18 protein-coding genes, 20 tRNA genes and 2 rRNA genes are annotated in these 21464 nt (G+C 43.2%); 5 read left to right on the forward strand and 35 right to left on the reverse strand.

Annotated features, from left to right (window positions below; all coding sequences use genetic code 11):
- Nucleotides 1–63 precede the first annotated feature (63 nt).
- The 8 genes from M3152_RS11125 to M3152_RS11160 form a co-directional block, all read right to left on the reverse strand.
- On the reverse strand, nt 64–300 hold the full coding sequence (locus tag M3152_RS11125; RefSeq protein WP_251695185.1) for a hypothetical protein: 237 nt from the start codon (nt 298–300) through the stop codon (nt 64–66).
- A gap of 461 nt (nt 301–761) precedes the next feature.
- Nucleotides 762–2039: an IS110 family transposase gene (locus tag M3152_RS11130; protein WP_251695186.1), complete on the reverse strand. Its 1278-nt coding sequence runs from the start codon at nt 2037–2039 to the stop codon at nt 762–764.
- A 171-nt stretch (nt 2040–2210) separates the two neighbouring features.
- Nucleotides 2211–2606, reverse strand: a complete 396-nt coding sequence (locus M3152_RS11135; protein WP_251695187.1) for a hypothetical protein — start codon at nt 2604–2606, stop codon at nt 2211–2213.
- Nucleotides 2607–2751: 145 nt separating this feature from the next.
- Nucleotides 2752–2925 carry a DUF6366 family protein gene (locus M3152_RS11140; protein WP_251695188.1) on the reverse strand — a complete coding sequence of 58 codons (174 nt, stop codon included), beginning with the start codon at nt 2923–2925 and terminating at the stop codon, nt 2752–2754.
- Between the two features lie 499 nt (nt 2926–3424).
- The gene (locus M3152_RS11145) at nt 3425–4084 is read right to left on the reverse strand and encodes a helix-turn-helix domain-containing protein (RefSeq protein ID WP_251695189.1); all 660 of its coding nucleotides are present in this window, start codon (nt 4082–4084) and stop codon (nt 3425–3427) included.
- Between the two features lie 4 nt (nt 4085–4088).
- Nucleotides 4089–6302, reverse strand: a complete 2214-nt coding sequence (gene recD2, locus M3152_RS11150; RefSeq protein ID WP_251695190.1) for an SF1B family DNA helicase RecD2 — start codon at nt 6300–6302, stop codon at nt 4089–4091.
- On the reverse strand, nt 6299–7228 hold the full coding sequence (locus tag M3152_RS11155; protein WP_251695191.1) for a transcription termination/antitermination NusG family protein: 930 nt from the start codon (nt 7226–7228) through the stop codon (nt 6299–6301). The genes recD2 and M3152_RS11155 overlap by 4 nt, the downstream gene beginning before the upstream one ends.
- 48 nt (nt 7229–7276) lie before the next feature.
- A complete protein-coding gene (locus tag M3152_RS11160; RefSeq protein ID WP_251695192.1) occupies nt 7277–7597 on the reverse strand; it encodes a DUF771 domain-containing protein in 321 nt (106 codons plus the stop codon).
- Between the two features lie 328 nt (nt 7598–7925).
- Here M3152_RS11160 and M3152_RS11165 point away from each other — a divergent pair, with 328 nt between their 5' ends.
- The 3 genes from M3152_RS11165 (at nt 7926) to M3152_RS11175 (ending at nt 10038) form a co-directional block, all read left to right on the forward strand.
- The gene (locus tag M3152_RS11165; protein ID WP_251695193.1) at nt 7926–8285 is read left to right on the forward strand and encodes a helix-turn-helix transcriptional regulator; all 360 of its coding nucleotides are present in this window, start codon (nt 7926–7928) and stop codon (nt 8283–8285) included.
- Nucleotides 8286–8397: 112 nt separating this feature from the next.
- A complete protein-coding gene (locus tag M3152_RS11170) occupies nt 8398–8898 on the forward strand; it encodes an ImmA/IrrE family metallo-endopeptidase (protein ID WP_251695194.1) in 501 nt (166 codons plus the stop codon).
- 21 nt (nt 8899–8919) lie between these two features.
- Nucleotides 8920–10038 (forward strand): tyrosine-type recombinase/integrase, encoded by a 1119-nt coding sequence (locus tag M3152_RS11175; protein WP_251695195.1) that lies wholly within the window; start codon nt 8920–8922, stop codon nt 10036–10038.
- Between the two features lie 167 nt (nt 10039–10205).
- On the opposite strand, the gene M3152_RS11180 is transcribed toward M3152_RS11175, so the two are convergent.
- The 5 genes from M3152_RS11180 to M3152_RS11200 form a co-directional block, all read right to left on the reverse strand.
- The gene (locus M3152_RS11180) at nt 10206–11651 is read right to left on the reverse strand and encodes an o-succinylbenzoate--CoA ligase (protein WP_251695196.1); all 1446 of its coding nucleotides are present in this window, start codon (nt 11649–11651) and stop codon (nt 10206–10208) included.
- 75 nt (nt 11652–11726) lie between these two features.
- The gene (gene menB / locus M3152_RS11185) at nt 11727–12545 is read right to left on the reverse strand and encodes a 1,4-dihydroxy-2-naphthoyl-CoA synthase (RefSeq protein ID WP_251623560.1); all 819 of its coding nucleotides are present in this window, start codon (nt 12543–12545) and stop codon (nt 11727–11729) included.
- The gene (gene menH, locus M3152_RS11190; protein ID WP_251695197.1) at nt 12511–13404 is read right to left on the reverse strand and encodes a 2-succinyl-6-hydroxy-2,4-cyclohexadiene-1-carboxylate synthase; all 894 of its coding nucleotides are present in this window, start codon (nt 13402–13404) and stop codon (nt 12511–12513) included. Before menH ends, menB begins: the two co-directional genes overlap by 35 nt.
- Complete coding sequence (menD, locus tag M3152_RS11195) at nt 13379–15091, reverse strand: 2-succinyl-5-enolpyruvyl-6-hydroxy-3-cyclohexene-1-carboxylic-acid synthase (protein WP_251695198.1); 1713 nt, start codon at nt 15089–15091, stop codon at nt 13379–13381. The genes menH and menD overlap by 26 nt, the downstream gene beginning before the upstream one ends.
- The gene (locus M3152_RS11200; protein ID WP_251695199.1) at nt 15084–16469 is read right to left on the reverse strand and encodes an isochorismate synthase; all 1386 of its coding nucleotides are present in this window, start codon (nt 16467–16469) and stop codon (nt 15084–15086) included. The genes menD and M3152_RS11200 overlap by 8 nt, the downstream gene beginning before the upstream one ends.
- A 194-nt stretch (nt 16470–16663) precedes the next feature.
- Here M3152_RS11200 and M3152_RS11205 point away from each other — a divergent pair, with 194 nt between their 5' ends.
- Complete coding sequence (locus M3152_RS11205; protein ID WP_251695200.1) at nt 16664–17575, forward strand: 1,4-dihydroxy-2-naphthoate polyprenyltransferase; 912 nt, start codon at nt 16664–16666, stop codon at nt 17573–17575.
- A gap of 170 nt (nt 17576–17745) precedes the next feature.
- Nucleotides 17746–18495, forward strand: coding sequence for a TraR/DksA C4-type zinc finger protein (locus M3152_RS11210; RefSeq protein ID WP_251695201.1), 750 nt, complete (start codon nt 17746–17748; stop codon nt 18493–18495).
- Nucleotides 18496–18952: 457 nt separating this feature from the next.
- Here the strand turns inward: M3152_RS11210 and M3152_RS11215 are convergent.
- The 22 genes from M3152_RS11215 to M3152_RS11320 all read right to left on the reverse strand — a co-directional run.
- A tRNA-Glu gene (locus M3152_RS11215) sits at nt 18953–19024 on the reverse strand.
- Nucleotides 19025–19033: 9 nt separating this feature from the next.
- Nucleotides 19034–19124 (reverse strand) — tRNA-Ser (locus M3152_RS11220).
- A gap of 9 nt (nt 19125–19133) precedes the next feature.
- A tRNA-Asn gene (locus M3152_RS11225) sits at nt 19134–19208 on the reverse strand.
- Nucleotides 19209–19214: 6 nt separating this feature from the next.
- A tRNA-Ile gene (locus tag M3152_RS11230) sits at nt 19215–19288 on the reverse strand.
- A gap of 1 nt (nt 19289) precedes the next feature.
- Nucleotides 19290–19363, reverse strand: a tRNA-Gly gene (locus M3152_RS11235).
- 6 nt (nt 19364–19369) lie between these two features.
- Nucleotides 19370–19445, reverse strand: a tRNA-Phe gene (locus M3152_RS11240).
- An 85-nt stretch (nt 19446–19530) separates the two neighbouring features.
- A tRNA-Asp gene (locus M3152_RS11245) sits at nt 19531–19606 on the reverse strand.
- A gap of 3 nt (nt 19607–19609) precedes the next feature.
- Nucleotides 19610–19684: transfer RNA gene (locus M3152_RS11250), tRNA-Met, on the reverse strand.
- A gap of 118 nt (nt 19685–19802) precedes the next feature.
- Nucleotides 19803–19895: transfer RNA gene (locus tag M3152_RS11255), tRNA-Ser, on the reverse strand.
- 19 nt (nt 19896–19914) lie between these two features.
- Nucleotides 19915–19991: transfer RNA gene (locus tag M3152_RS11260), tRNA-Ile, on the reverse strand.
- A gap of 7 nt (nt 19992–19998) precedes the next feature.
- A tRNA-Met gene (locus M3152_RS11265) sits at nt 19999–20072 on the reverse strand.
- A gap of 21 nt (nt 20073–20093) precedes the next feature.
- Nucleotides 20094–20169, reverse strand: a tRNA-Ala gene (locus M3152_RS11270).
- Nucleotides 20170–20177: 8 nt separating this feature from the next.
- Nucleotides 20178–20254, reverse strand: a tRNA-Pro gene (locus tag M3152_RS11275).
- A gap of 15 nt (nt 20255–20269) precedes the next feature.
- A tRNA-Arg gene (locus M3152_RS11280) sits at nt 20270–20346 on the reverse strand.
- 14 nt (nt 20347–20360) lie between these two features.
- Nucleotides 20361–20449 (reverse strand) — tRNA-Leu (locus M3152_RS11285).
- Nucleotides 20450–20457: 8 nt separating this feature from the next.
- Nucleotides 20458–20532: transfer RNA gene (locus tag M3152_RS11290), tRNA-Gly, on the reverse strand.
- An 8-nt stretch (nt 20533–20540) separates the two neighbouring features.
- Nucleotides 20541–20622 (reverse strand) — tRNA-Leu (locus M3152_RS11295).
- Between the two features lie 30 nt (nt 20623–20652).
- A tRNA-Lys gene (locus M3152_RS11300) sits at nt 20653–20728 on the reverse strand.
- Nucleotides 20729–20734: 6 nt separating this feature from the next.
- Nucleotides 20735–20810 (reverse strand) — tRNA-Thr (locus M3152_RS11305).
- A 21-nt stretch (nt 20811–20831) separates the two neighbouring features.
- Nucleotides 20832–20907, reverse strand: a tRNA-Val gene (locus M3152_RS11310).
- 155 nt (nt 20908–21062) lie between these two features.
- Nucleotides 21063–21178, reverse strand: a 5S ribosomal RNA gene (gene rrf / locus M3152_RS11315).
- 160 nt (nt 21179–21338) lie between these two features.
- Nucleotides 21339–21464 (reverse strand): 23S ribosomal RNA (locus tag M3152_RS11320); the annotation flags it as partial.

Below are 21464 nucleotides of genomic sequence, written 5' to 3' on the forward strand. Positions count from 1 at the left end.
GTTAGTACCCACTCAATTATTGTTCCTTTTAATCCTACTGATTATTTTAAAGACACTAAGGAATTATACTTTTAAATAAAAGCCAATATTGTCTTTTCCCCCAAACCATTTATCGGCTATTTCGTCTGTCGTTAGAATGAATAGATCTTTCACAAAGCTCCATTCCAGATCATTCTCTGATTCAGGCTCAAAACTTAACATTGAATCCCGCAAAGTTTCCTCATTCCGATAAAGTGCAGTAATTGAGGCTTGAATCAAGACACGACCTAATTTTTGTTGATCCACTTCAGCTATTTTCACATTTATCCCTCATTCCTTTTGTACTGTCTTCTCAAAGTTGACAAAGTTACTTTTCAATCGTAAAAAATTCTTCTTATTCAACTAACCTCCCTCTATAAACATTGAAGTATCAACGGTTTACATCACTTCGTGATGTGAGGAAAATTATTTTTATGCTGATTAATAAACATAGATTTGAAATTATTGTTTTTATTACCAAGATGAGAGTACGCTTCGCTAAAACTAATGGAAAACATTAGCTTTTCTTATCCATTATTTGATGCACAATGGATCTCTGCGATGCTTATGACGACGTACCCTCCCATGTCTCTTGGCGTCTGAGCGCTGACATTCCTTCGTTCGGTCTATTCATAAGGCAGAGGCCTGCTAAGCTGCTTCAGGGACTCTTGGTCTTAGTGTTAGTACTGTGCCGGCTTCTCCGTGTCATCCTTATTGTTATAGATTAATTGATTTGAAATGTATTACGCTGCCACTGCGAGACAATGGAGATCATTCATCATATGCCGTTCATCGAAATGAACTTTCTTTTTACAAATTCCATGTAACACTTTCAGTAATTTACCGCATAGCACGACCATCGATTGTTTTCCCCGTAGGGGATTTTGTTGGCGCGTCGTGTAGTATTCATGAAGCCGTTTAAACGCTTCGTTGTGCCTGATTAGTGGAACGATGACTTTAAATAGTACGCTCCTTAACCTCTTCCGGCCTCGTTTAGAGATCTGTTTCCGCCCCTGATGTTGGCCGGATGAATTTTCACGTAATGTTAATCCCGCTAGTTTGATGAGTTGGCGTGGATCCTCATAATGTGAAAAGCTACCGACTTCAGAGAGTAGATCAACGATTGTAGCATCCCCTAAGCCGGGTACAGTGGAGAGGTATATATACTCTCCTGTAGACTTAGCCAACTCGGCTAATTGGCTATTTACCTCTTCTATTTCTCCCTCTAACAATCGGTACTGACGGATGAGCGTGGCGATTTCGAATCGTGCCATCTGTGATCCTTCCGTCAACCCGATAGATTGGTTGGCTACATCAACCAGAAGTCTTGCCTTTGGTAATTGCGGCGCTCTCATCCCCTCTACCTGCCGGTAGAGAAAGACTAACTCTTCAGCCGTCTTCCCTATGATGTCCTGTGGCAACGGTGTTTTCTCGAGTGTAGCGAACGCCATCTTCCCGAAGGTCGGATAGACCTGTGTAAACTCCGGGAAGTACCGATCAAGCCAGCGAATGATCCGGTTCTTGAGACTCGACAAGTCCTCTGTCAGCTTTGAACGAAGTGTAGAGCCAATTCGCAACTCTGCCTCAATATCCTTTAGGATGCGGGGATAGCTGAAACGCCCGTCCTTCATGAGCCGAGCAATGACGACTGCATCTTTCTTATCGTTCTTCGTCTGTAAGTTATCATCCAGTTCCTTTGACCGCTTGACGTGTAATGGGTTGACCATTACAAGCGGGATTCCATAGGAATCAAAGAAATAAGCAAGGTTCATCCAATAGTGGCCGGTAGGCTCAATCCCAACGATAACATCAGTTTTCTCATGTGCTTTCATAGCACGAAGCACATTTTGATATAATGCTTCAAATCCTTCTCTGGATTGATGTACGGCAAAAGCTTTCTCAAGTACACGTCCGCGTTCATCTACAAAGCATGCGTAATGAGTACTCTTAGCGATATCCATGCCGACAATTAATGTGTTTTCAGTTACTTGATTTAGCTTTTCATTCCACTTAGAATACATAAAGTAGTCCTCCTGTTAGATGATGGGTCAATTCCACGTTGACACTCAGCATCATACAAGAGGGCTCTTTTTCTTTCAAGATGGCGCAAATCCTTCAAACAGGAATGCTGCTTCGTTAGTTGAAGAAGATAATTGAAGCATCAATCGCGTCCGATTGCTTAACAAATAAATTTATTTAATCCTTCCTTTTCCTCTAATCTGATATTCCACCTGGTTGCTAATTTGATTTAATTCATAAGCATAACCATAATCTTTATCTTTTCTAAAAGATCTAGCGCTTATCATATACTCTTTACCTTCTTTAATAAGGTTGTATACCATTGCTTCCTCAATAAATATTTTATATCGTTCCCTATTACCTTCGTCTTCAGCGGCGTTGTACCCAATAATCCACATTTCAGTATATTCCCCTGGTTTTGTATAATCTTGTTTAGTTTCAACTTTAAAAAGAGCCATAGTAATGCCTTGGTTCTTTTCGGAATTGGAACTTAAAAAAAAGAAGAAGTACCATATTACAAGTATCGTAAAAGCCAAAAATCCGAATAAAAATTTCTTATTTGTAAACACCTTCAACTCCCCCTAGAGTTAAACAATCTGGCCCAATAGTTGAACACAAGTTACATAACACTGTTAAGCTATCCTGCTCCGTTAGTTCAATAAGAAAAAAGGCTTTACCCCTTCTTGAAGTAAAGCACCCGTTACTACAATAAGATTATTTTGAGCACGCTTCTACCAGCAGAATGATTACCACAATAATTAAAATGCCTAAACACCCACTGTTGCTGGGTGCTCCTGTGTGGGCTTGAGCCCACGCATCGTTCAAAGTACCACCAGGGTTTTTTCGTTGTTCTTTAGCTTTTAACCTTTCTCTTTCTTCCTCGGACATTATACCCCCCATTTTTTTACGCTTTTTAAAAACATGAAATCTCTCTTTACTTCTTCATCTAACCTGCACCGTTACTTTGAGTGAAAATCTTCACAACATTTAAATTTATTTTACCATAAGTCTCCAAATACAACACCGCAAATTTTTAAACGGTCGCTTCTATTTGTATTCAATTAATGTGCTAATTCATGGGTTCTACCCAACAACCGAACCCGTTATGGTGAACGTCATATTTCCTTTTTCCAACCCCCTTTACTTCGATGATATTAACCTGCATTTGATGAGTGAATTTCCAAAGGTGTAGCCCTATATATAAGAGTGAGATAGGACGCCATTGGCAAAACGGCCAAGAATCGCTTTATGACAACGTTTGTTGTCGTTTTAGGGTGTGACAGAAAAGTCACAGGGGTGTGATTTAATTGTCACACCCACTTTCGAGAAATTCCCCTTTAATTCAAAAAGTCAAGGGGTGTGATAAATATGTCACACCCCAAATAGGTCATTTACCGGCTTTTTGCTTTTTTTTGAACTCCAAAAAGGTTTTCCTTTTATACAGTTTCCCGTGTTCCTCGTTTTGGTGAATCCATAATTTCCATGGCAGCAATACTTTCTTCCTCTCCAACCGATCAAAGTTGATAATCAGTTTGGATAAAGTGGCATCCACCTTGTTTCGATCACCTGCATAGATAATTTCAGGATTCATAAATAGAGGTCTTCGTGAAACATTGCGGTTAAACTCTTTGACCTCTTGAGCATCTACAAATTCATAGATCACTCCTTTTTCAATCAACTTGCTTAATACTCGGCTACAGCTCTCCCTGCTCCTGTTCAAATAGATTGCTAAATCCGAAACAGTCATGAATTGTCCGGTCTCTTGATCCGTGACTGCATTCGAATGAAACTCAACTAATGGAGACAGTGAAAATAAAAAACCTAGCTCTGCATTCGTCAGGTGTTCATTCCTGACTAGCACATCTAGGTTATCTTTGATTCCCTGTACAAAAGTTGCCTTGTTCTTCTGTTCCAGTTTGTAGAGGCCGTACCCCTGCTCATTCGCTTTACGCTCTTCATTAGCTACACTCACTAAATCAACGACTGACTTACTATCGCGCAATCTAGCCTTCTTCTCTGCTGTCTCTAGATGCTCCTTTAAATTCATACATTCACCGCCTACCTATTTCAGCTTCATTTACGAATCGATTATTGTAATTGATAGATGTCCTTATCCGTTGCGCCAACCTGCTATTCCTATCAGCCAATTTGTTATTGTTGATAGCCATATTCATGGCCTTCTGTGTACCGATTAGAACAATCTTCTCCTTCGCCCTTGTCATTCCTGTATACATCAGATTGCGAGCAAGCATGACATAATGGCTGGTCGTAGCCGGGATGATGACAATCGGTGCTTCACCCCCCTGCGACTTGTGGATAGTGATGGCATAGCCAAGTTCCAATTCTTTTGTATCTGCCTTTTCATAAGTCACTGTCAATCCAGAAAAATCGCAAGTCATCAATTCCACGGTTTCGTTATCTTGATTTACCTCTTTTGAAATTTGGACGATGACTCCGATATCTCCATTGAAAACGCCTTTTGTCTTATTGTTCTTAATCTGAATCACTTTATCGCCAAGCCGAAAAAGCCTCTTGCCGATTCTCCACTCACTTTTCGTGTGATCAGCAGGATTTAAAGCTTCCCGTAGCTGCTCATTCAATGTGATTGTGCCGACGGGGCCTTTTTTCATCGGGCTTAAAATCAAGATATCGGACAAGGGATGCCCCAACTCCTGAAAACGAAGTGCGCTTCTGACAATCAGATTAGCTATCCGCTTCGGATCTTCTTGATGGATAAAATAAAAATCACCTTTATCATCATTGATAAGAAGTGATTTCCCTTTATTGACTCTATGGGCGTTGCTGATAATCTGACTTTCTTCGGCTTGTCTAAATACTTCTGTCAGGCTGACTGTAGGAAGACCTGCCTTAATCATATCGCTGAGAACATTTCCTGGGCTGACGGAAGGCAGTTGATCAATGTCACCAACAAAGAGTATCTTCGTATCGCGCTCAAGGGCATCCAATAACAAACTGGCCAACTGAACATCAACCATCGACATCTCATCTACGATCAAGAAATCGCAAGGCAACTTGTCTACCCAATTATATTGGGGAATCTCTCCTTGCTGGAATCCAATTAATCGATGAATTGTCGAAGCCTCATATCCTGCCACTTCTGACAGTTGACGACTTGCTTTACCGGTTGGGGCTGTCAAGCGGACATTTTTTCCGGGATACATTTCTTTATAGATATCCAACATGGAACGAATAACTGTTGTTTTCCCAGTTCCGGGTCCACCGGTGAGTATCAAAATCTGTTCCTCGAATAGGCGCCTGACTGCTTCTCGTTGCTTTTCAGCCAAGATGATTCCATGTTTCCTCTGATACTTCATTATCTGCTTTTCGAGAGAAGGCAATGCTTCGCCACCCCGAGAACCCTTCATTTCTGAAAGTTTCCGGGCTAATCTGTCTTCATATGTGAATAAAAATTTTGGATAAACGCAACCATCTTCAATTACGATCTGTTTTTCTTCTAAGCGATAGATGCTTTGAGTCAATTCGTCCATTGTAACCTTATCATCATCTAAAGCATTATGATTTAAGGCTCGTTCCGCTTCTGACAAAAGCTCATCTTCCGAAACGAAACAATGACCGGAACTAAAACACGTTTCCTTTAAGATGTAATTCACACAAGCATCAATTCGAAATCCGGACAAAGGGGAAATCCCCATCTTACGAGCAATTTCATCAGCCTTTAGAAAACCTATCAGATTCAACTCTGTGAGCTTGTATGGATTTTCGGTAACGATGGCAATCGTATTGGATTCATATTCCTTATACAAGCGCATAGCCATGTTTGCCGTTATCCCATAGACAAGCAACTCCGAAAGAATTCTTTGGACTTCAAATGTGGACCTGACACTTTCAACAATCTGATTGGCTCGTTTCTTTCCTATGCCTTTGATGCCTTGTAAACTTTGTTCGCCTTGTTGAGAAATGATGGGTAATGCCTCTTCTCCTAACTGTTCAGTAATGAGTGCCGCTTGTTTGGCTCCGCACCCCTTTACAAGTGGAGAGGAAAGAAATGCGATAACCTGGTCTTTCGTTTGCGGAATTGGTCTTTCCCAAAAGGCGACCGCAAGTTGTTTACCGAATTTCGGATGCATCTCCCAAGTACCTTGCACTTGAATTTCCTCACCTTTATACACCCCGTAGATATTTCCCTTAACAATGATTTCCTCTTCGCCTGTCTTCAATTTAGCGATTAAGAATTCTTCATTTCGATACAGCACTTTCGATACTTTCCCAATATAGACGTTCATTCCATTTTCACCTCGCTACTATGCCGGTCGATCCAATCCTTTAACCGATGTAGGAAATCATCGGAATTTGTGGCTGGAAAGAGGTTCTGTATTTCAATTTCATTGTAAAGGCCAAGAAACAAGGTGCTCGGCAAGATAACTGATTGACGTTTTCGACGGACCAACGCTTTACAACGCTCTACCAGGCTTTTAATCGGATTGGATGGATCGACTGTCGCTTTCACCTTAGTAACAGATTCATTCAGCGTAGTTTCAAGTGAATCAATGCTTTCAAGCAACTGCCCCTCTTCAACAGTTCCCATAGCCTTGTTCGCTTCGTGGAGCAATTCATTTTTCATGTCTTTGATTTCCTCATTGGATAGTAGTTCGTCTAGCTGCATTTCCACTTCCGGGGTAACATCAACCTGAGTAAAGAAAGCATCCACTTCTTCTTGCGGAATATTATACTTGCTTGGAATCCCAGCTACATTCGGAATCGATTTCACTAGATGCCAAATATTATCCGGGAAATAATGAAAGTTAACATTCAATTCAACTAAAATGTACCCACTTAAAACGCTACTGATTTTCCTTGTACCTTTACGAGCTTCCCGCAACTCAGTTGATAGTTCTCGGATGTTTTCCTTATAACTGTTGAGTAATTTAAGCGAGTTGGCATCTTCATATACTTTGAGACTGTCACAAGCTGCGCGGAGGTTACTTAAATCGGCCTGAATCCGTTTCACATATAAATGATCCGAAATGTCTTCGGTCTTTAAAGCGGATAGATCACACATGTCAATTTCGTTTCGAACGATTTCAGTGAATGTCTCCATTGCATATATTGCTTTGACCATCGAATCCCCTGTCCTATGCAAAGCCGCTTTCAACATTTCCTTCACTTCAATCTCTTTGCCAGAACGCACTTGGACTACAAAGTATGCCATCTCTCTTCATCCTTTCAAAAGTTATTTATCAGTACAGGATCGTAAATGCTATCGAAAAACGAGATGAAAATTTCTGTCCAGAAAAACTGCCATCTTTGATGCTTGAAATGACCAAGTCTGTCCTTTGCCTTTTGGATAATACACAAATCCACCATTCTGACTATCGAGTTCTTTTCTAAACAGTGGTTTGAAAAGGATATTCTCTTTAAGCCATTCACTTTTTTTGCCTGTCCTTTTTTCAAGATCCTTCATGCTCCAGTAGACACCCATCAACTCGCGGCTTCTCAGTTCCTCAAGTTCCACCTTTCGGATTAAAACCGTATCGTTCGGGATGGGGATTGTAAGATTAACTGATAACTGTTGTTCCACATGCCTTCCCTCCTTGGATATTAGAATCTTAATTCTTCAAAGTTACCCGTTTCGAGTAACTTAAAGCTAAAAAAATATACCCTTCACTATTTGTGTAGTATCGAGTTCCAAAAATAGAAATACAATTAAAATACACCAACTTTCTACTCGTTTTGTGTAACTTTATTGATTACTATACCTACTCATAACGGGTAAGTCAAATAAAATGTTATTCGTTTTGAATAACAAGAGGTAAATTATAGATTCCTTCCTTAAGTGCTGAGGGGTTACTCAAACCACACATGGTATGATAGAATAGAGAAAATAATCATGAGAAGGTGCATGTATTGTGGCTGATAACCTTCACGAGAAATTAATAGCTCTGAGGAAAGAAAGAAATTGGACAAAAACTGATGTGGCGAGAAAGTTAGGTATTAAAACATTATCTACCTATGCTAATTGGGAATACGGTACAAGAAGTCCGGATCAACATATGATAAAAGAAATTGCTACACTTTATAACGTTTCTATTGATTACCTATACGGACATTTAGACAATTCCTATCAAACTGGTGATGATAAGGATTTTGAAAACGCGATTAAAGACCCAGATCTCAAAAGATGGTATTTAGAATTACCCAAATCTGATGAGGAAGACTTAATGAAATTGAGGAAAATGTGGGAAATTATTAAAAATGAGGACAAATGAAACGCATTTTAAAAATATGATTAAATTACCCTATCTTTTATTTTTAGATAGGGTATCATTATAAATTAAAAACGAACATACATTCGCTTTTATAGCAAGGAGATGTGTAAATTTGAGGATTACAAATTTTAGTCTCTTAGAAGAAATGGTTTTATCGATTTATCATTCACTAGCCATAACTGATCCTGATTCATTCAATTGCGATGAATTGATTGCTTTGATTTCCGAGAAATTTGATATAAGCACTTATTACTTTGACGAGGCGAGCGAGGCAAACAATTTAGGGGGAAAGTATCGGATTTTTTTAAATGAAAATCAAAGCCCTCAAAAGATTTGGCAGGATTTTGGTCATGAACTAGGGCACATCCTTATACATGAAGGGCATCAGCAATCCATGGTTGAATCTTTTCGAATCTACCAGGAATGGCAGGCTAAGAAATTTGCTTACCATTTTTGTATACCAACATTCATGTTGAATGAATTGGTAATGCCTAAGCATAAATGCGAAGCAATCGGTCTGATCTCTAGGCTATTCAATGTTGAGCCTGAATTTGCTGATACGAGATTAGAGATGTGGTTGAGAAGTAGAGAGGCGATTCTTTTAAATACATAACAAGAGCAAGGAGAGTTAGCTATGGCGTCATTTCAAAAGCGAGGAAAGACTTGGCAGTTCACTGTCAGCAGAATGGAGAACGGGGTTTCAAAGCCCATTAGAAAAGGAGGTTATAAAACTAAAAAAGAAGCACAAGTCGTGGCGAACCAAGTGGAAGCCGATTTGCAACGGGGAATCATTCCAAAAATCACATTGGTCCCTTTCAGTGAGTATTTTCGTGAGTGGTTGGAATTATACAAGAAGGAAGTTGACCATATCACCCTCAAACGCTATTTAAACACCCATCAGACACTTCTAGCGTATTTTAGGGATCAACCCATACAACATATAAATAAACGCTCATATCAAGCCTTCCTGAATGAATATGGTCTCACCCATGCAAGGGATACTACCGCAAAGTTAAATACGCATGTAAGGGCTTGTGTAAAAGATGCGATTGATGAAGATTTAATACGGACAGATTTTACCCGTAACGCAGTAATTACCGGTAACGATGAATCAGTCAGGCCGGCAGAGAAGCATTTGAGCTATCAGGAGAGCCAGCTCCTGATGGCAGAAGTTTATAAACGTCTCCATAGAAGCATAGGATATTATTTGATACTCCTTGGACTGACTTCAGGAATGCGATTTGGAGAAATGGTCGGTTTAACTCGCGATGACTTTGATTTCAAGAGAAATGTAATCAAAGTGACAGAGGCATGGGATTACAAAAGCGACAGGGGTTTCAAAGGATTGAAAACCGTCACTTCTGAAAGGGAGATTCAGATGGACAAACAAACGATGCTAACATTCAAGAACTTATTTGAAACACAACCTTCATACAATGAACAAGACCTTGTGTTTTATAGCCCCTTATCGAGACGAAAAGTTCTTACCAACGAAGCAACAAATAAATTACTGAAAAAGATGCTGCGCGACTTGGGCATTAACAATATTACATTACATGGATTGCGACATACTCATGCAAGTATCCTCCTTTATCGCAAGGTTTCCATTTATTATGTTTCAGAGCGATTAGGTCATAAAACAATTGATACCACACTTAAACATTATGCTCATGTTATTAAGGAACTTCGTACGGAAGATGCCAACCGGACAGTACAGCTCTATGAGGACATGGCGAGTACGTTGAATGTGTAAAATTTGTGTAAAATGATTTCATTTTCTATCGTTTCTAAACGTATTCTCCAAAAACAAAGAATGACCACAAACGCTGTCATATCAACGTTTGTGGTCATTCTCTTTACTTCTTAACGTGTTCAGTTTTTACTGAAATACGTCCCAGGAGGGATTCCAACCCTACTTTTTCATTTGTCCAAGGCCCATTCTTTCAGTTCACGACGAAGCAATTTATTTGATGCATTGCGCGGCAGCTCGTCTACAAAATGGAATGCTTTTGGAACTTTATATCTGCCAAGCTGTTGGTTACAATACTCTTCCAAATCCAATTCTGTCAGATGTTCGTCGCCTACAATGAACGCGACTGGCACACTGCCCCATTCAGGATGAGTTACTCCACATACACCTGCTTCTTTTACGTCTGGATGTGACATAAGTACATTTTCAATTTCAGCAGGATATATATTTTCACCACCGGAAATGATCAGATCTGATCGTCTATCGACAATGAATAAATAGCCCTCTTCATCGATATAGCCGATATCCCCCGTCGGCAGCCAGCCGTCTTCCAACGGCTCCCTGTCGGATGCATGCCCGATATACCCCGGTGTAACGTGAGGCCCCATAACGAGCACCTCGCCAAACTCTCCAGGTTGTTCTGCATCTCTGATCGTGATTCGATTGAAGAATAAAGGCTTGCCCGCAGAGCCGGACTTCCGTAAGGCATCCTCAGATGAAAGTGTTGCAGTTTGGGAACTCGTTTCCGTCATTCCATATGTTTGCAGAACAGGCAGCCTATAAAGAACAGCTCGACGCAAATAATCATCCGGTACTGGGCCGCCGCCCGCTAACATCGACTGAAATGAAGGATGAGCAACCGACCTATTTTTCTCGAATTCATCCAGGATCCTATGAAACCCTGTCGCAACAACGGAAATCCTAGTAACAGTCCCCTTTTCAATTTCCTCTACAATCGATTCCGCATCAAATTTTTCATACAACCGTACACCCATTCCATAAATAACGGACCTTGCGAGTATTGAAAACCCGCTTATATGGAACAACGGCATCGTACATAGCCAAATATCATCCTCCGACAATCCTAAATTCAATACTGAGGATAATGCACTCGATGTATGGTTGCCAGCCGTCTGTCGGACACCTTTCGGAAAGCCTGTCGTCCCTGATGTATACATGATTGTAATCGTCCTTGACGGTTCCCACATTTCCGTAAACGTGACAGGTTGCGTCTCACTTAGTTCAATTGCGGAAAATAAGAGCTTAGGAGTGCTGACCTCTTTAATATGATCAATAAATTCATCATCGGCTATCAAAGTCGAGGCACCGCAATCATTCAATTGCCATGAAATTTCTTTTGAGGATAGCCTGCTGTTCAACATGACGATTTCGAGCCCCGCCAACAGACATCCATGGATGACAAAAACCATCTCGGGTGTCGATCGGCCCAACAAGGCAATCCGGTCCCCTTCGTTAAGACCATTCCATCGTAATTTCCTGGCAATAGTAGCCGCCTTTTCCGAGAGTTGCCTGAATGTCCACTGATTCTCCCCAAAGGAGAGAGCCATCCGATCAGGCGTCAAATACGCCCTTTGCAATAACCAATTAGGAATCACTTACTCACCCTCCCTCTCGAATAGAAAAGCTGCCTATTTAAACAGGCAGCTTGGAGATTTACTATGCTTACAATATTAAGGGAAACGTGGGAATTGGCCGAAGTCAGGCTTACGCTTCTCTTTGAAAGCGTCGCGTCCCTCTTTCGCTTCTTCCGTTGTGTAGTAAAGCAATGTTGCGTCTCCAGCCAGTTGTTGAAGACCAGCTAGTCCGTCCGTATCGGCATTCATTGCCGCTTTGATGAAACGGAGCGCAGTCGGGCTCATTGCGAGCATTTCTTCACACCATTGGACCGTTTCGTCTTCCAATTGCTCATATGGGACAACTGTGTTGACGAGGCCCATATCCAATGCTTGTTGTGCATCGTATTGGCGGCATAGATACCAAATTTCCCTTGCTTTCTTATGACCGATGATACGAGCCAAATAACCCGATCCATATCCAGCGTCAAATGAACCGACTTTCGGTCCTGTTTGTCCGAAACGAGCATTATCTGCTGCAATCGTCAAGTCACATACGACATGCAATACATGCCCGCCACCGATTGCATATCCTGCAACCATTGCGACTACTGGCTTCGGAATGACACGGATCAATCTTTGCAGGTCAAGGACATTCAAACGTGGAATTTCGTCATCCCCAACATATCCTCCATGTCCGCGTACGGATTGGTCACCGCCTGAACAAAATGCTTTCTCGCCTTCTCCTGTCAAAATGATGACGCCGATGCTTTCATCATCTCGCGCACGAGAAAACGCATCGATCAACTCCATTACAGTTTTAGGGCGGAATGCATTACGCACTTCAGGACGGTTAATCGTCACTTTTGCAATGCCGTTGTACTTCTCATATTTGATATCTTCATATGTACGGATCGTTTCCCATTGACGTGTCATTTTCTTCCTCCTCCAAATATAGATCTTGCAAATACTCCATAACCATTGTAGCAAACAATCGTGGTTTTTCCACGTGAATTGCATGTCCCGCCCCCGGAACGACAGCATGTCGCCAAGTAGGAGAAAGTAAGTTCATTTCCCGGGCAATTGCTACAAATTTCGCATCCAATTCACCCGTAGTAAGAAATACAGGATTTGATATCGAATGAAGGGCTTTCCAATAAGAATCCTGGCTGCCCGTTCCGATCCCTAACAGACTGTTGGCCAATCCGATTTCGTTTTGCTGCAGTCTTTCCTTCCTAATCGCTCTCCTTTTTTCTGCAGGAAGACTTTTTTGGGAATCAAACAGGGGAATGTTCTCCCATTTATCGACAAAAGTAGTGATGCCTTCCTCAATTATCTTACTTGCGAGCAACTTGTCAGCCGCCTTCCGTGCGGCTCTATCTTGTTCTTCCGACAAGCCCGGAGACGAGCTTTCAAGAATCAAAGCCTTCACTCGTTCGGGATAATTGATTGTGTACGCCAGAGAAATGCGCCCGCCCATCGAGTAGCCAACCAAATAAAAGGAGTCCAATTTCAAATGCCCAAAAAGGGCTTCCAGGTCTTTAATCTGCTCCTCCATTGAGTAGCGCTCTGGTTTGTCAGGAATGCTTGTTTTACCGTGCCCCGTCAAATCTATAGCAATCGTCCGATACTTTCCTTCTAATTCTTTCCGAACTTCATTCCAAGTGGATGCAGTTCCTGTAAAACCGTGTAGAAAAACGATGGCGGGCAAATGAGGATCCCCTTCCATCTCGACATGGATAGAAAGACCACGCACCGGGACTTGGAGGTCAATCATTTCCTTCAAGCCCTTCAATGATGTCTGCCCAATAAGCTCGATGGGCCTTTACATTCACCGGCCTGCTTGTAAACACTTCAATGATTCGGACGTCTTTCGTCTTTTCTAGTTCCATTTCAGCCTTGAACTCTTCAACTGTGTGTATGGCAGCATACTGTGCATCATACATGGCGCCGATATGTTCGAATGTCAAACCTGTAGGTGTCCCAAATAATTCTTCAAAATGGTTGGCGACGCCTGCTTGGGGAAGATATGAAAAAATGCCTCCGCCGTCGTTATTCAATATAACAATCGTCAAATTCGTTTTATGGAACCTGGATACGATCAATCCATTGACATCGTGCAAAAAGGACAAATCGCCAATTAGCAAATACGTAGGTCTTTTTCGTGCTGCTTCGATACCGAACGCCGTGGAGACAACCCCGTCAATGCCGTTTGTTCCCCTATTGGAAAATATAGCAACATCTTTCTCAGTCTTGCAGAAAAATGTGTCTACGTCACGGATTGGCATGCTGCTGCCGCTTATCAAATCACTGCCGACCGGAAGCATGTCGAATAATGTTTTTACAATGACACCTTCATCCCCCGCAATGCCTTCATACCGTTTTGTTGCGGTCTCGGCGAATTTATCCGCTGAAGCCCACATCTCACTGTAGACGGTCGTTTCCTGCTGTCCCGGTACGTCATACACCGCCTCCGGTGATGACTGCAGGTGATGCGTGACTACACCGAGCGAATCCCGGAATTCCGGTGATTCATCCACAGCGGCGAACACTTCCGGCCGGTGTTTCTTCAAGAATAAAGACAATGGCTTCGAAACCGGCTGTGCTCCGAAACGGATGACCGTGTCAGGCACCACCTTCGACTGGAACGTTTCACTTTTCAACAGGGCATCATAATGAACGATACATAATGATTTACAATCTTCAGGCACTTCCGATCTCAAGTTGGATAAAGGATCACATAACACAGGCCATTGTAATCGCCTTGCAAACTTCCAGAATGCATCCTTATCAAATCCGATAGGCAACTCCCCAACGACAATCAACCCTTGTTCAGTCTTCGAAAAAAGAGCGGCAAGCGATTGTTTCTGGATCATTGAAAGTTCAATATCACCATGGATCCTTTCAACGAAAGTCGATGCCCTCGGTTTTCTGTCGAAATCAATCAATAAAGGCTCTCGCAATGGAATGTTCAAATGAATCGGTCCCATCGGTTTGGTCATCGCAACGGAAACGGCACGATTGACGTGCCTTTCCAAAAACCAATCCAGCTCTTCACTGTCCTCCGCAAGTGGAAGGTCGACACTGAATTTCACATGCTTGCCGTACATATTCAATTGATCGATCGCTTGTGGCGCGCCCACGCCCCTCAGTTCATGCGGCCGGTCAGCCGTTAGGACTATCAGCGGGATGCGAGCGTAAAACGCCTCAGTGATTGCAGGGTGGTAGTTTGACGCTGCCGTTCCCGATGTGCATAGAAGGATAACCGGTCTGCCGGATGCCTTAGCCAAGCCGAGTGCGAAATATGCTGCTGACCTTTCATCCACTTGCATAAATGTCTCCATTTTATCCGAAGCAGCAAAAGCATAAGCGAGAGGCGTTGAACGGGAACCCGGACTTATGACCGCCTCTTTCACGCCCGCCTGCAGTAACGTATCAGTCATTCGTAAAACATGGTCTGTCAACACTCGTTGTTCATCCATTCAACTTTCCCCCTAGCGCCCGCAATACCGGTCTGAATTTCACCCACGTCTCGTCATATTCCAGTTCGGGAACGGAATCCGCAACGATTCCTCCGCCCGCGTACAAATATGCCCGATCCGAATTGAGTAAACCAGAACGGATGGCAACTGCAAATTCTCCGTTGCCTGCAGCATCTGTCCAACCGATAGGAGCAGCATAATACCCTCTATCCATTTCTTCCTCGTGCCGAATGATTTCCAATGCAACATCTGTTGGGACTCCTCCCAATGCCGGCGTCGGATGCAATGCTTCTACGAATGAGAAGATATCATTTTCCTCTCCAAGCGCCCCTTCCACAGACGTATAGAGGTGTTGTATATCCCTGATTTTCATTAGTTTTGGCGTTTTCGGGATGAGCACTTCAGTGCAGTATTTATTAAAGATATTCGAGATCATGCTGACGACATGCTGATGCTCTTCGCGGTTCTTTCGATCACCCAATAGTGCTTCACCAAGTTCCCGGTCTTCCTGTGCCGATTTCCCGCGACGGATCGATCCGGCTACACATGCCGAGTAGGCTTTCCCATTCTTAATTTCAATTAGACGTTCAGGCGTCGCACCAAAAAACAGCGACTCCCCTTTTTGAAGGCCGAAATGATAGCTCTCCTGCTGTTCATTTGTAATTGCATGCAATGCTTTGACGCTATTTACTTCCTGCTCAAATTGAAGTTCAAGCGCCCGAGCGATGACGACTTTGTCCGCATTGCCTTGCTGTATTGATTCTGTGGCATTTTCGACAGCTTTCAAATACTGCTCTTTGCCCCGCTCCGTAGTTGCGATGACCTTATTATGATTGGCAAAGTCAAACTCCTCTACCTGAGCGATATGGATAAGTTTGTCACGCTCATCCCGTAGTCTTTCAAAATCCAAAGTGGCTTCTGTATGATCCGTAATCATATTGATGGAAATGAGAGTCTTTCCTTCCTCGATCTTCAATTGGAAAGAAGGCACAACGAAATACCCGGACGGGAATTCATCCCACTCCGATTCCTTTCTGTTTTCCTCATCAAATGAAAATCCTCCAAAGAGGACTGGAGCAATATCTTTTTCCTCTTTTATGAGAATGGAGCAAAGTTGTTTCCATTTCTCTGATATGTCTTTATAACGGCCGCCGGTTCTCCCGGTTGCCAACGTATAAGCTTGTCCAATTCCGACAATTGTCAATGTCTTATCAGCGTTTTGCCAATAGAACCGACTGTCTTTGTATTGCGAAGCACCTGCTTCAAAAAAAGACAAAGGTGATATCCTTCCGACTTCGACAGTTTCCGTGAAGAAGCGAGTACTTGGAGATATCATCACTTTTTGCATTTGACGAACATCCGTCATCTTGTGACCCATCATTTTCTCTCCTTTATCTTCAAACCATCATCTTGCAATTAGACGCTAATTATTTTTTTATCGAAGAATGAATTTCTTACTTCCATTATACCGGAAATTCGTCATCCTCGCATAGATAATGCAAACAAGGATACCTCTTTCAGACGTTTTGGAGTACAATGGATATCGGAAACATGAGGATAGGAGAGAATACAGTGCAACATACTATTAAAGCTGATTCCGGGTGGCGAATATGGTGGCAGCTTACGAGGCCACATACGTTGACTGCGGCTTTCGCTCCGGTATTTCTAGGTACAATGATTGCTTTGACTCACGGAAAACTGCATTTTCCGTTATTTTTCGCCATGCTGATTGCGAGCCTTTTCATACAGATGGCTACCAATATGTTCAATGAATATTACGATTTCAAACGCGGATTGGACAATGAAAACTCTGTTGGCATCGGCGGGACAATCGTTCGGAATGGCGTCAAGCCGATAACGGTATTGCTCATTGCTCTAGCGTTATATGCAGTTTCAGTTCTCATCGGGATTTATATTTGCATGGAAACTTCCTGGACGCTAGCCTTAGTTGGGGCCATCTCAATGCTGATCGGTTATTTGTATACCGGCGGACCACTGCCAATCGCCTACACACCTTTTGGAGAGCTAGTTTCAGGTGTGGTCATGGGAATGCTACTGATTCTGATTGCCTTCTATATCCAAACGGGCATAGTAACGACAGACGCAGTGCTCATTTCCATTCCAAGCATGCTCCTTGTCGCTGCTATCATGTTGGCAAACAACATCCGTGACCTGGAAGGTGATAAAGAAGGCGGCAGGAAGACGTTAGCCATTCTAGTCGGAAGATCCAATGCGATTACAATCCTTGCTTCATTCTTTATCGTCTCTTATTGTTGGATAATCATACTGATAGCTTTAGGTTATCTCACCCCGTGGGCTTTGCTCGTATTTCTTAGTGTCCGTAAACCGATAGATGCGGTTGTCACCTTCCGCACACATCTGCTGCCATTGCAGGTCATGCCTGCCATGAAGAACACAGCTGTCACAAATACGTTATTCGGTTTATTATTAGGTATCGGCATCCTAATTGGACATTATCTATAATTTTTTTGGATGGACTTGCGCAATAGCAAGTCCTTTTTTTGTCTGTATTTGTCTTCCATGTTTAATTCATCGATTCAAAAGGAATTGAGAAGGTACAAATGCTTTCATTGCTATGAAGTCATCGGGCTATGACCATACTAATGCGACTAACATAAAAGGATGTGCTGATCATGTTAACAAACGAACAGAAAACTGAACTCAAAGCAAGTTTGCTTGAAATGAAATCACAATTGCAGAAGACGGAAAGTGAAACGGATATTAGAGATTCTGCTCGCGAAGAAGTCGGCGAGTTATCTACCTATGATAATCACCCTGGAGACATGGGAACTGAGCTTTTCGAAAGAGAGAAGGATCTAGCCCTGCATGTCCATGCGGGAGACGAATCCGACAAAGTGGAACATGCTTTGAATGCTTTAACAAATGGAACATACGGCTATTGTGAAGTATGTAAAAATGAAATTCCCTTTGAAAGGCTGGAGGCACTTCCCTACACGACGTACTGTATAGATCATACGCCTGAGAGGGATATTCCGAACGATCGACCATCGGAAAAAGATATTTTGATTATGGCCAATCCCAACACCTTCGCAGATAGAAGAGATAGCACTGGAAGGGAAAGCAATGAAAGAGACAGTGAAGACAGCTTTCAAGAAATAGCCAAATCGGGCACTTCGGAAACACCTTCCGATTTTATAGGAGATCATGATGACTATAATACTCTTTATGATGATAAAATATTGGACGGCGCGGTGGAAGAAGTGGAGGAATTCATCAGTACAGATATCACAGGCGAAACAAGAGGATTTGTAAGGTCGGAGATATCAGAGGAATATGAAGAGGAGTTAGATGATGTAGGCTTGGAATCACCTATCGGGGACATCCCGTATCATCTAAGTGACGGCTACACAGACGATAAATAAGAAAACAAGGACTGTTGCATGATGTCGGAGATAATCGACTTCCTGCAACAGTCCTTTTTAAAGATTTTTGACCTATTGATTCGGAAATGCTCATAAAATCGAAAATCCACGCATAAACGCTTAGATTGACGCATAAAGTCTGGATAGTGCGCATAAATCGCATTATATACGCATAAGTCTAGTTGAACGGCGCATAAATCCAGTGAAGCCCGCATAAAGCATTTTACGCGGGCTTTTACGGAGTTAGCGTGTTTAGAGGGATTTATGCGTCTCTAGTCGGGTTTATGCGTCTATGGCTGCTTTTATGCGTCTTACTTGGCGTTTATGGACTTTTAACAGCATTTATGCGCAGTTCATAGCATTTATGCGCTTCTCAACCTATACAGCAAGAGTATTCTAATCAAATAAAAAAGCAAGTGTAGAAGAAAAAATTCTCTTCTACACTTGCTTACTAGTATGACCCCTACGGGATTCGAACCCGTGTTACCGCCGTGAAAGGGCGGTGTCTTAACCGCTTGACCAAGGGGCCAATAAAATATGGCGGAGAAGGAGGGATTCGAACCCTCGCACCGCTTTCGCGATCTACGCCCTTAGCAGGGGCGCCTCTTGAGCCACTTGAGTACTTCCCCGTATAAAATTGGCTCCGCAGGTAGGACTCGAACCTACGACCGATCGGTTAACAGCCGATTGCTCTACCACTGAGCTACTGCGGAATATGATGGGCCTAAGTGGACTCGAACCACCGACCTCACGCTTATCAGGCGTGCGCTCTAACCAGCTGAGCTATAGGCCCATGGAGCGGGTGAAGGGAATCGAACCCTCATCATCAGCTTGGAAGGCTGAGGTTTTACCACTAAACTACACCCGCAAAGAATGGTGGCTCAGGACGGAATCGAACCGCCGACACAAGGATTTTCAGTCCTTTGCTCTACCGACTGAGCTACTGAGCCACATTTGACTTGGATAGCTGATAATTTCTGAGTCACTTAGAAATCTGCAATCATCAAATCGTAACTGATATGTAATTAAAGAAAATGGCGGTCCCGACCGGGATCGAACCGGCGATCTCCTGCGTGACAGGCAGGCATGTTAACCGCTACACCACGGGACCATTTGGTTGCGGGGGCAGGATTTGAACCTGCGACCTTCGGGTTATGAGCCCGACGAGCTGCCACTGCTCCACCCCGCGATAATAATAGTTGTAGGAAGTTTAAATCCTACGCATTCAGTTTTGCTTTGTGACTTTGTTATAATTTCCTTCAAATTCAGTTGTCCTAGGTAACCACTATTGCTGTTTTAAATATATATGGCGGAGGAAGAGGGATTCGAACCCCCGCGGGCTTTAACACCCCTGTCGGTTTTCAAGACCGATCCCTTCAGCCAGGCTTGGGTATTCCTCCGTGATGACTATTCAAATAGTGGTGGACCTTGCAGGACTCGAACCTGCGACCGGACGGTTATGAGCCGTCTGCTCTAACCAACTGAGCTAAAGGTCCTTTAGGATGGCGGCAGAGGGGATCGAACCCCCGACCTTACGGGTATGAACCGTACGCTCTAGCCAGCTGAGCTACGCCGCCAGGAAAAGTATTAAAGTAAATTGGTGGAGCCTAGCGGGATCGAAACGCTGACCTCCTGCGTGCAAGGCAGGCGCTCTCCCAGCTGAGCTAAGGCCCCATAAGAAGTGGTCGGGAAGACAGGATTCGAACCTGCGACCCCTTGGTCCCAAACCAAGTGCTCTACCAAGCTGAGCTACTTCCCGATATTTTTAAAGTAATGGCGCGCCCGGAAGAATTCGAATCCACAACCTTCTGATCCGTAGTCAGACGCTCTATCCAATTGAGCTACGGGCGCAATATATATTTGTTTGGTGCCGAGAACCGGAATCGAACCGGTACGGTAGTCACCTACCGCAGGATTTTAAGTCCTGTGCGTCTGCCAGTTCCGCCACCCCGGCAAATGATATGGAGCGGAAGACGGGATTCGAACCCGCGACCCCGACCTTGGCAAGGTCGTATTCTACCACTGAACTACTTCCGCATTGAAAGTGCGGGTGAAGGGAGTCGAACCCCCACGCCTTACGGCACTAGATCCTAAGTCTAGCGTGTCTGCCAGTTCCACCACACCCGCATATTCAGATCAAGACAGAGAGTCAAGAAATGGTGAGCCATGCAGGATTCGAACCTGCGACCCTCTGATTAAAAGTCAGATGCTCTACCAACTGAGCTAATGGCTCAAAAAGTGGTGCCGGCGATAGGAGTCGAACCCACGACCTACTGATTACAAGTCAGTTGCTCTACCAACTGAGCTACACCGGCAATTCATTAATTTTATATATATGGTGGAGGATGACGGGTTCGAACCGCCGACCCCCTGCTTGTAAGGCAGGTGCTCTCCCAGCTGAGCTAATCCTCCGTTTTTAAATCGCGCTATTCTGCAACCTGCTTGCTTCTCTCGCTTTATACCAAGAGCTGCAATATACTTCTCACTACTACGTCAGCTTCACTCGACCAATTATGTAGCTTGTACATTTTTTATCGTTGTCTGCTTACTATGTAATGATTTGGTTGGCCCGGCGACGTCCTACTCTCACAGGGGGAAGCCCCCTACTACCATCGGCGCTGAAGAGCTTAACTTCCGTGTTCGGTATGGGAACGGGTGTGACCTCTTCGCCATCGTCACCAGACTTTATCGCCTTTCAATGAAGACAATATTGATTATACCAACTCTGATGATATTTACAAGTCTTTTTTTAAAAAAACTTATTTGAACGATACTTATTCGTTCAAAACCGGATAAAACCAACATTGTTGCTGAACTTCAAGTTCAACCGTACTTTATAACTTAAGGTTAAGTCCTCGATCGATTAGTATCCGTCAGCTGCACGTGTCGCCACGCTTCCACCCCGGACCTATCCACCTCATCTTCTTTGAGGGATCTTACTTACTTGCGTAATGGGAAATCTCATCTTG

The organism is Sporosarcina luteola, from assembly GCF_023715245.1.
Taxonomy (GTDB): domain Bacteria; phylum Bacillota; class Bacilli; order Bacillales_A; family Planococcaceae; genus Sporosarcina; species Sporosarcina luteola_C.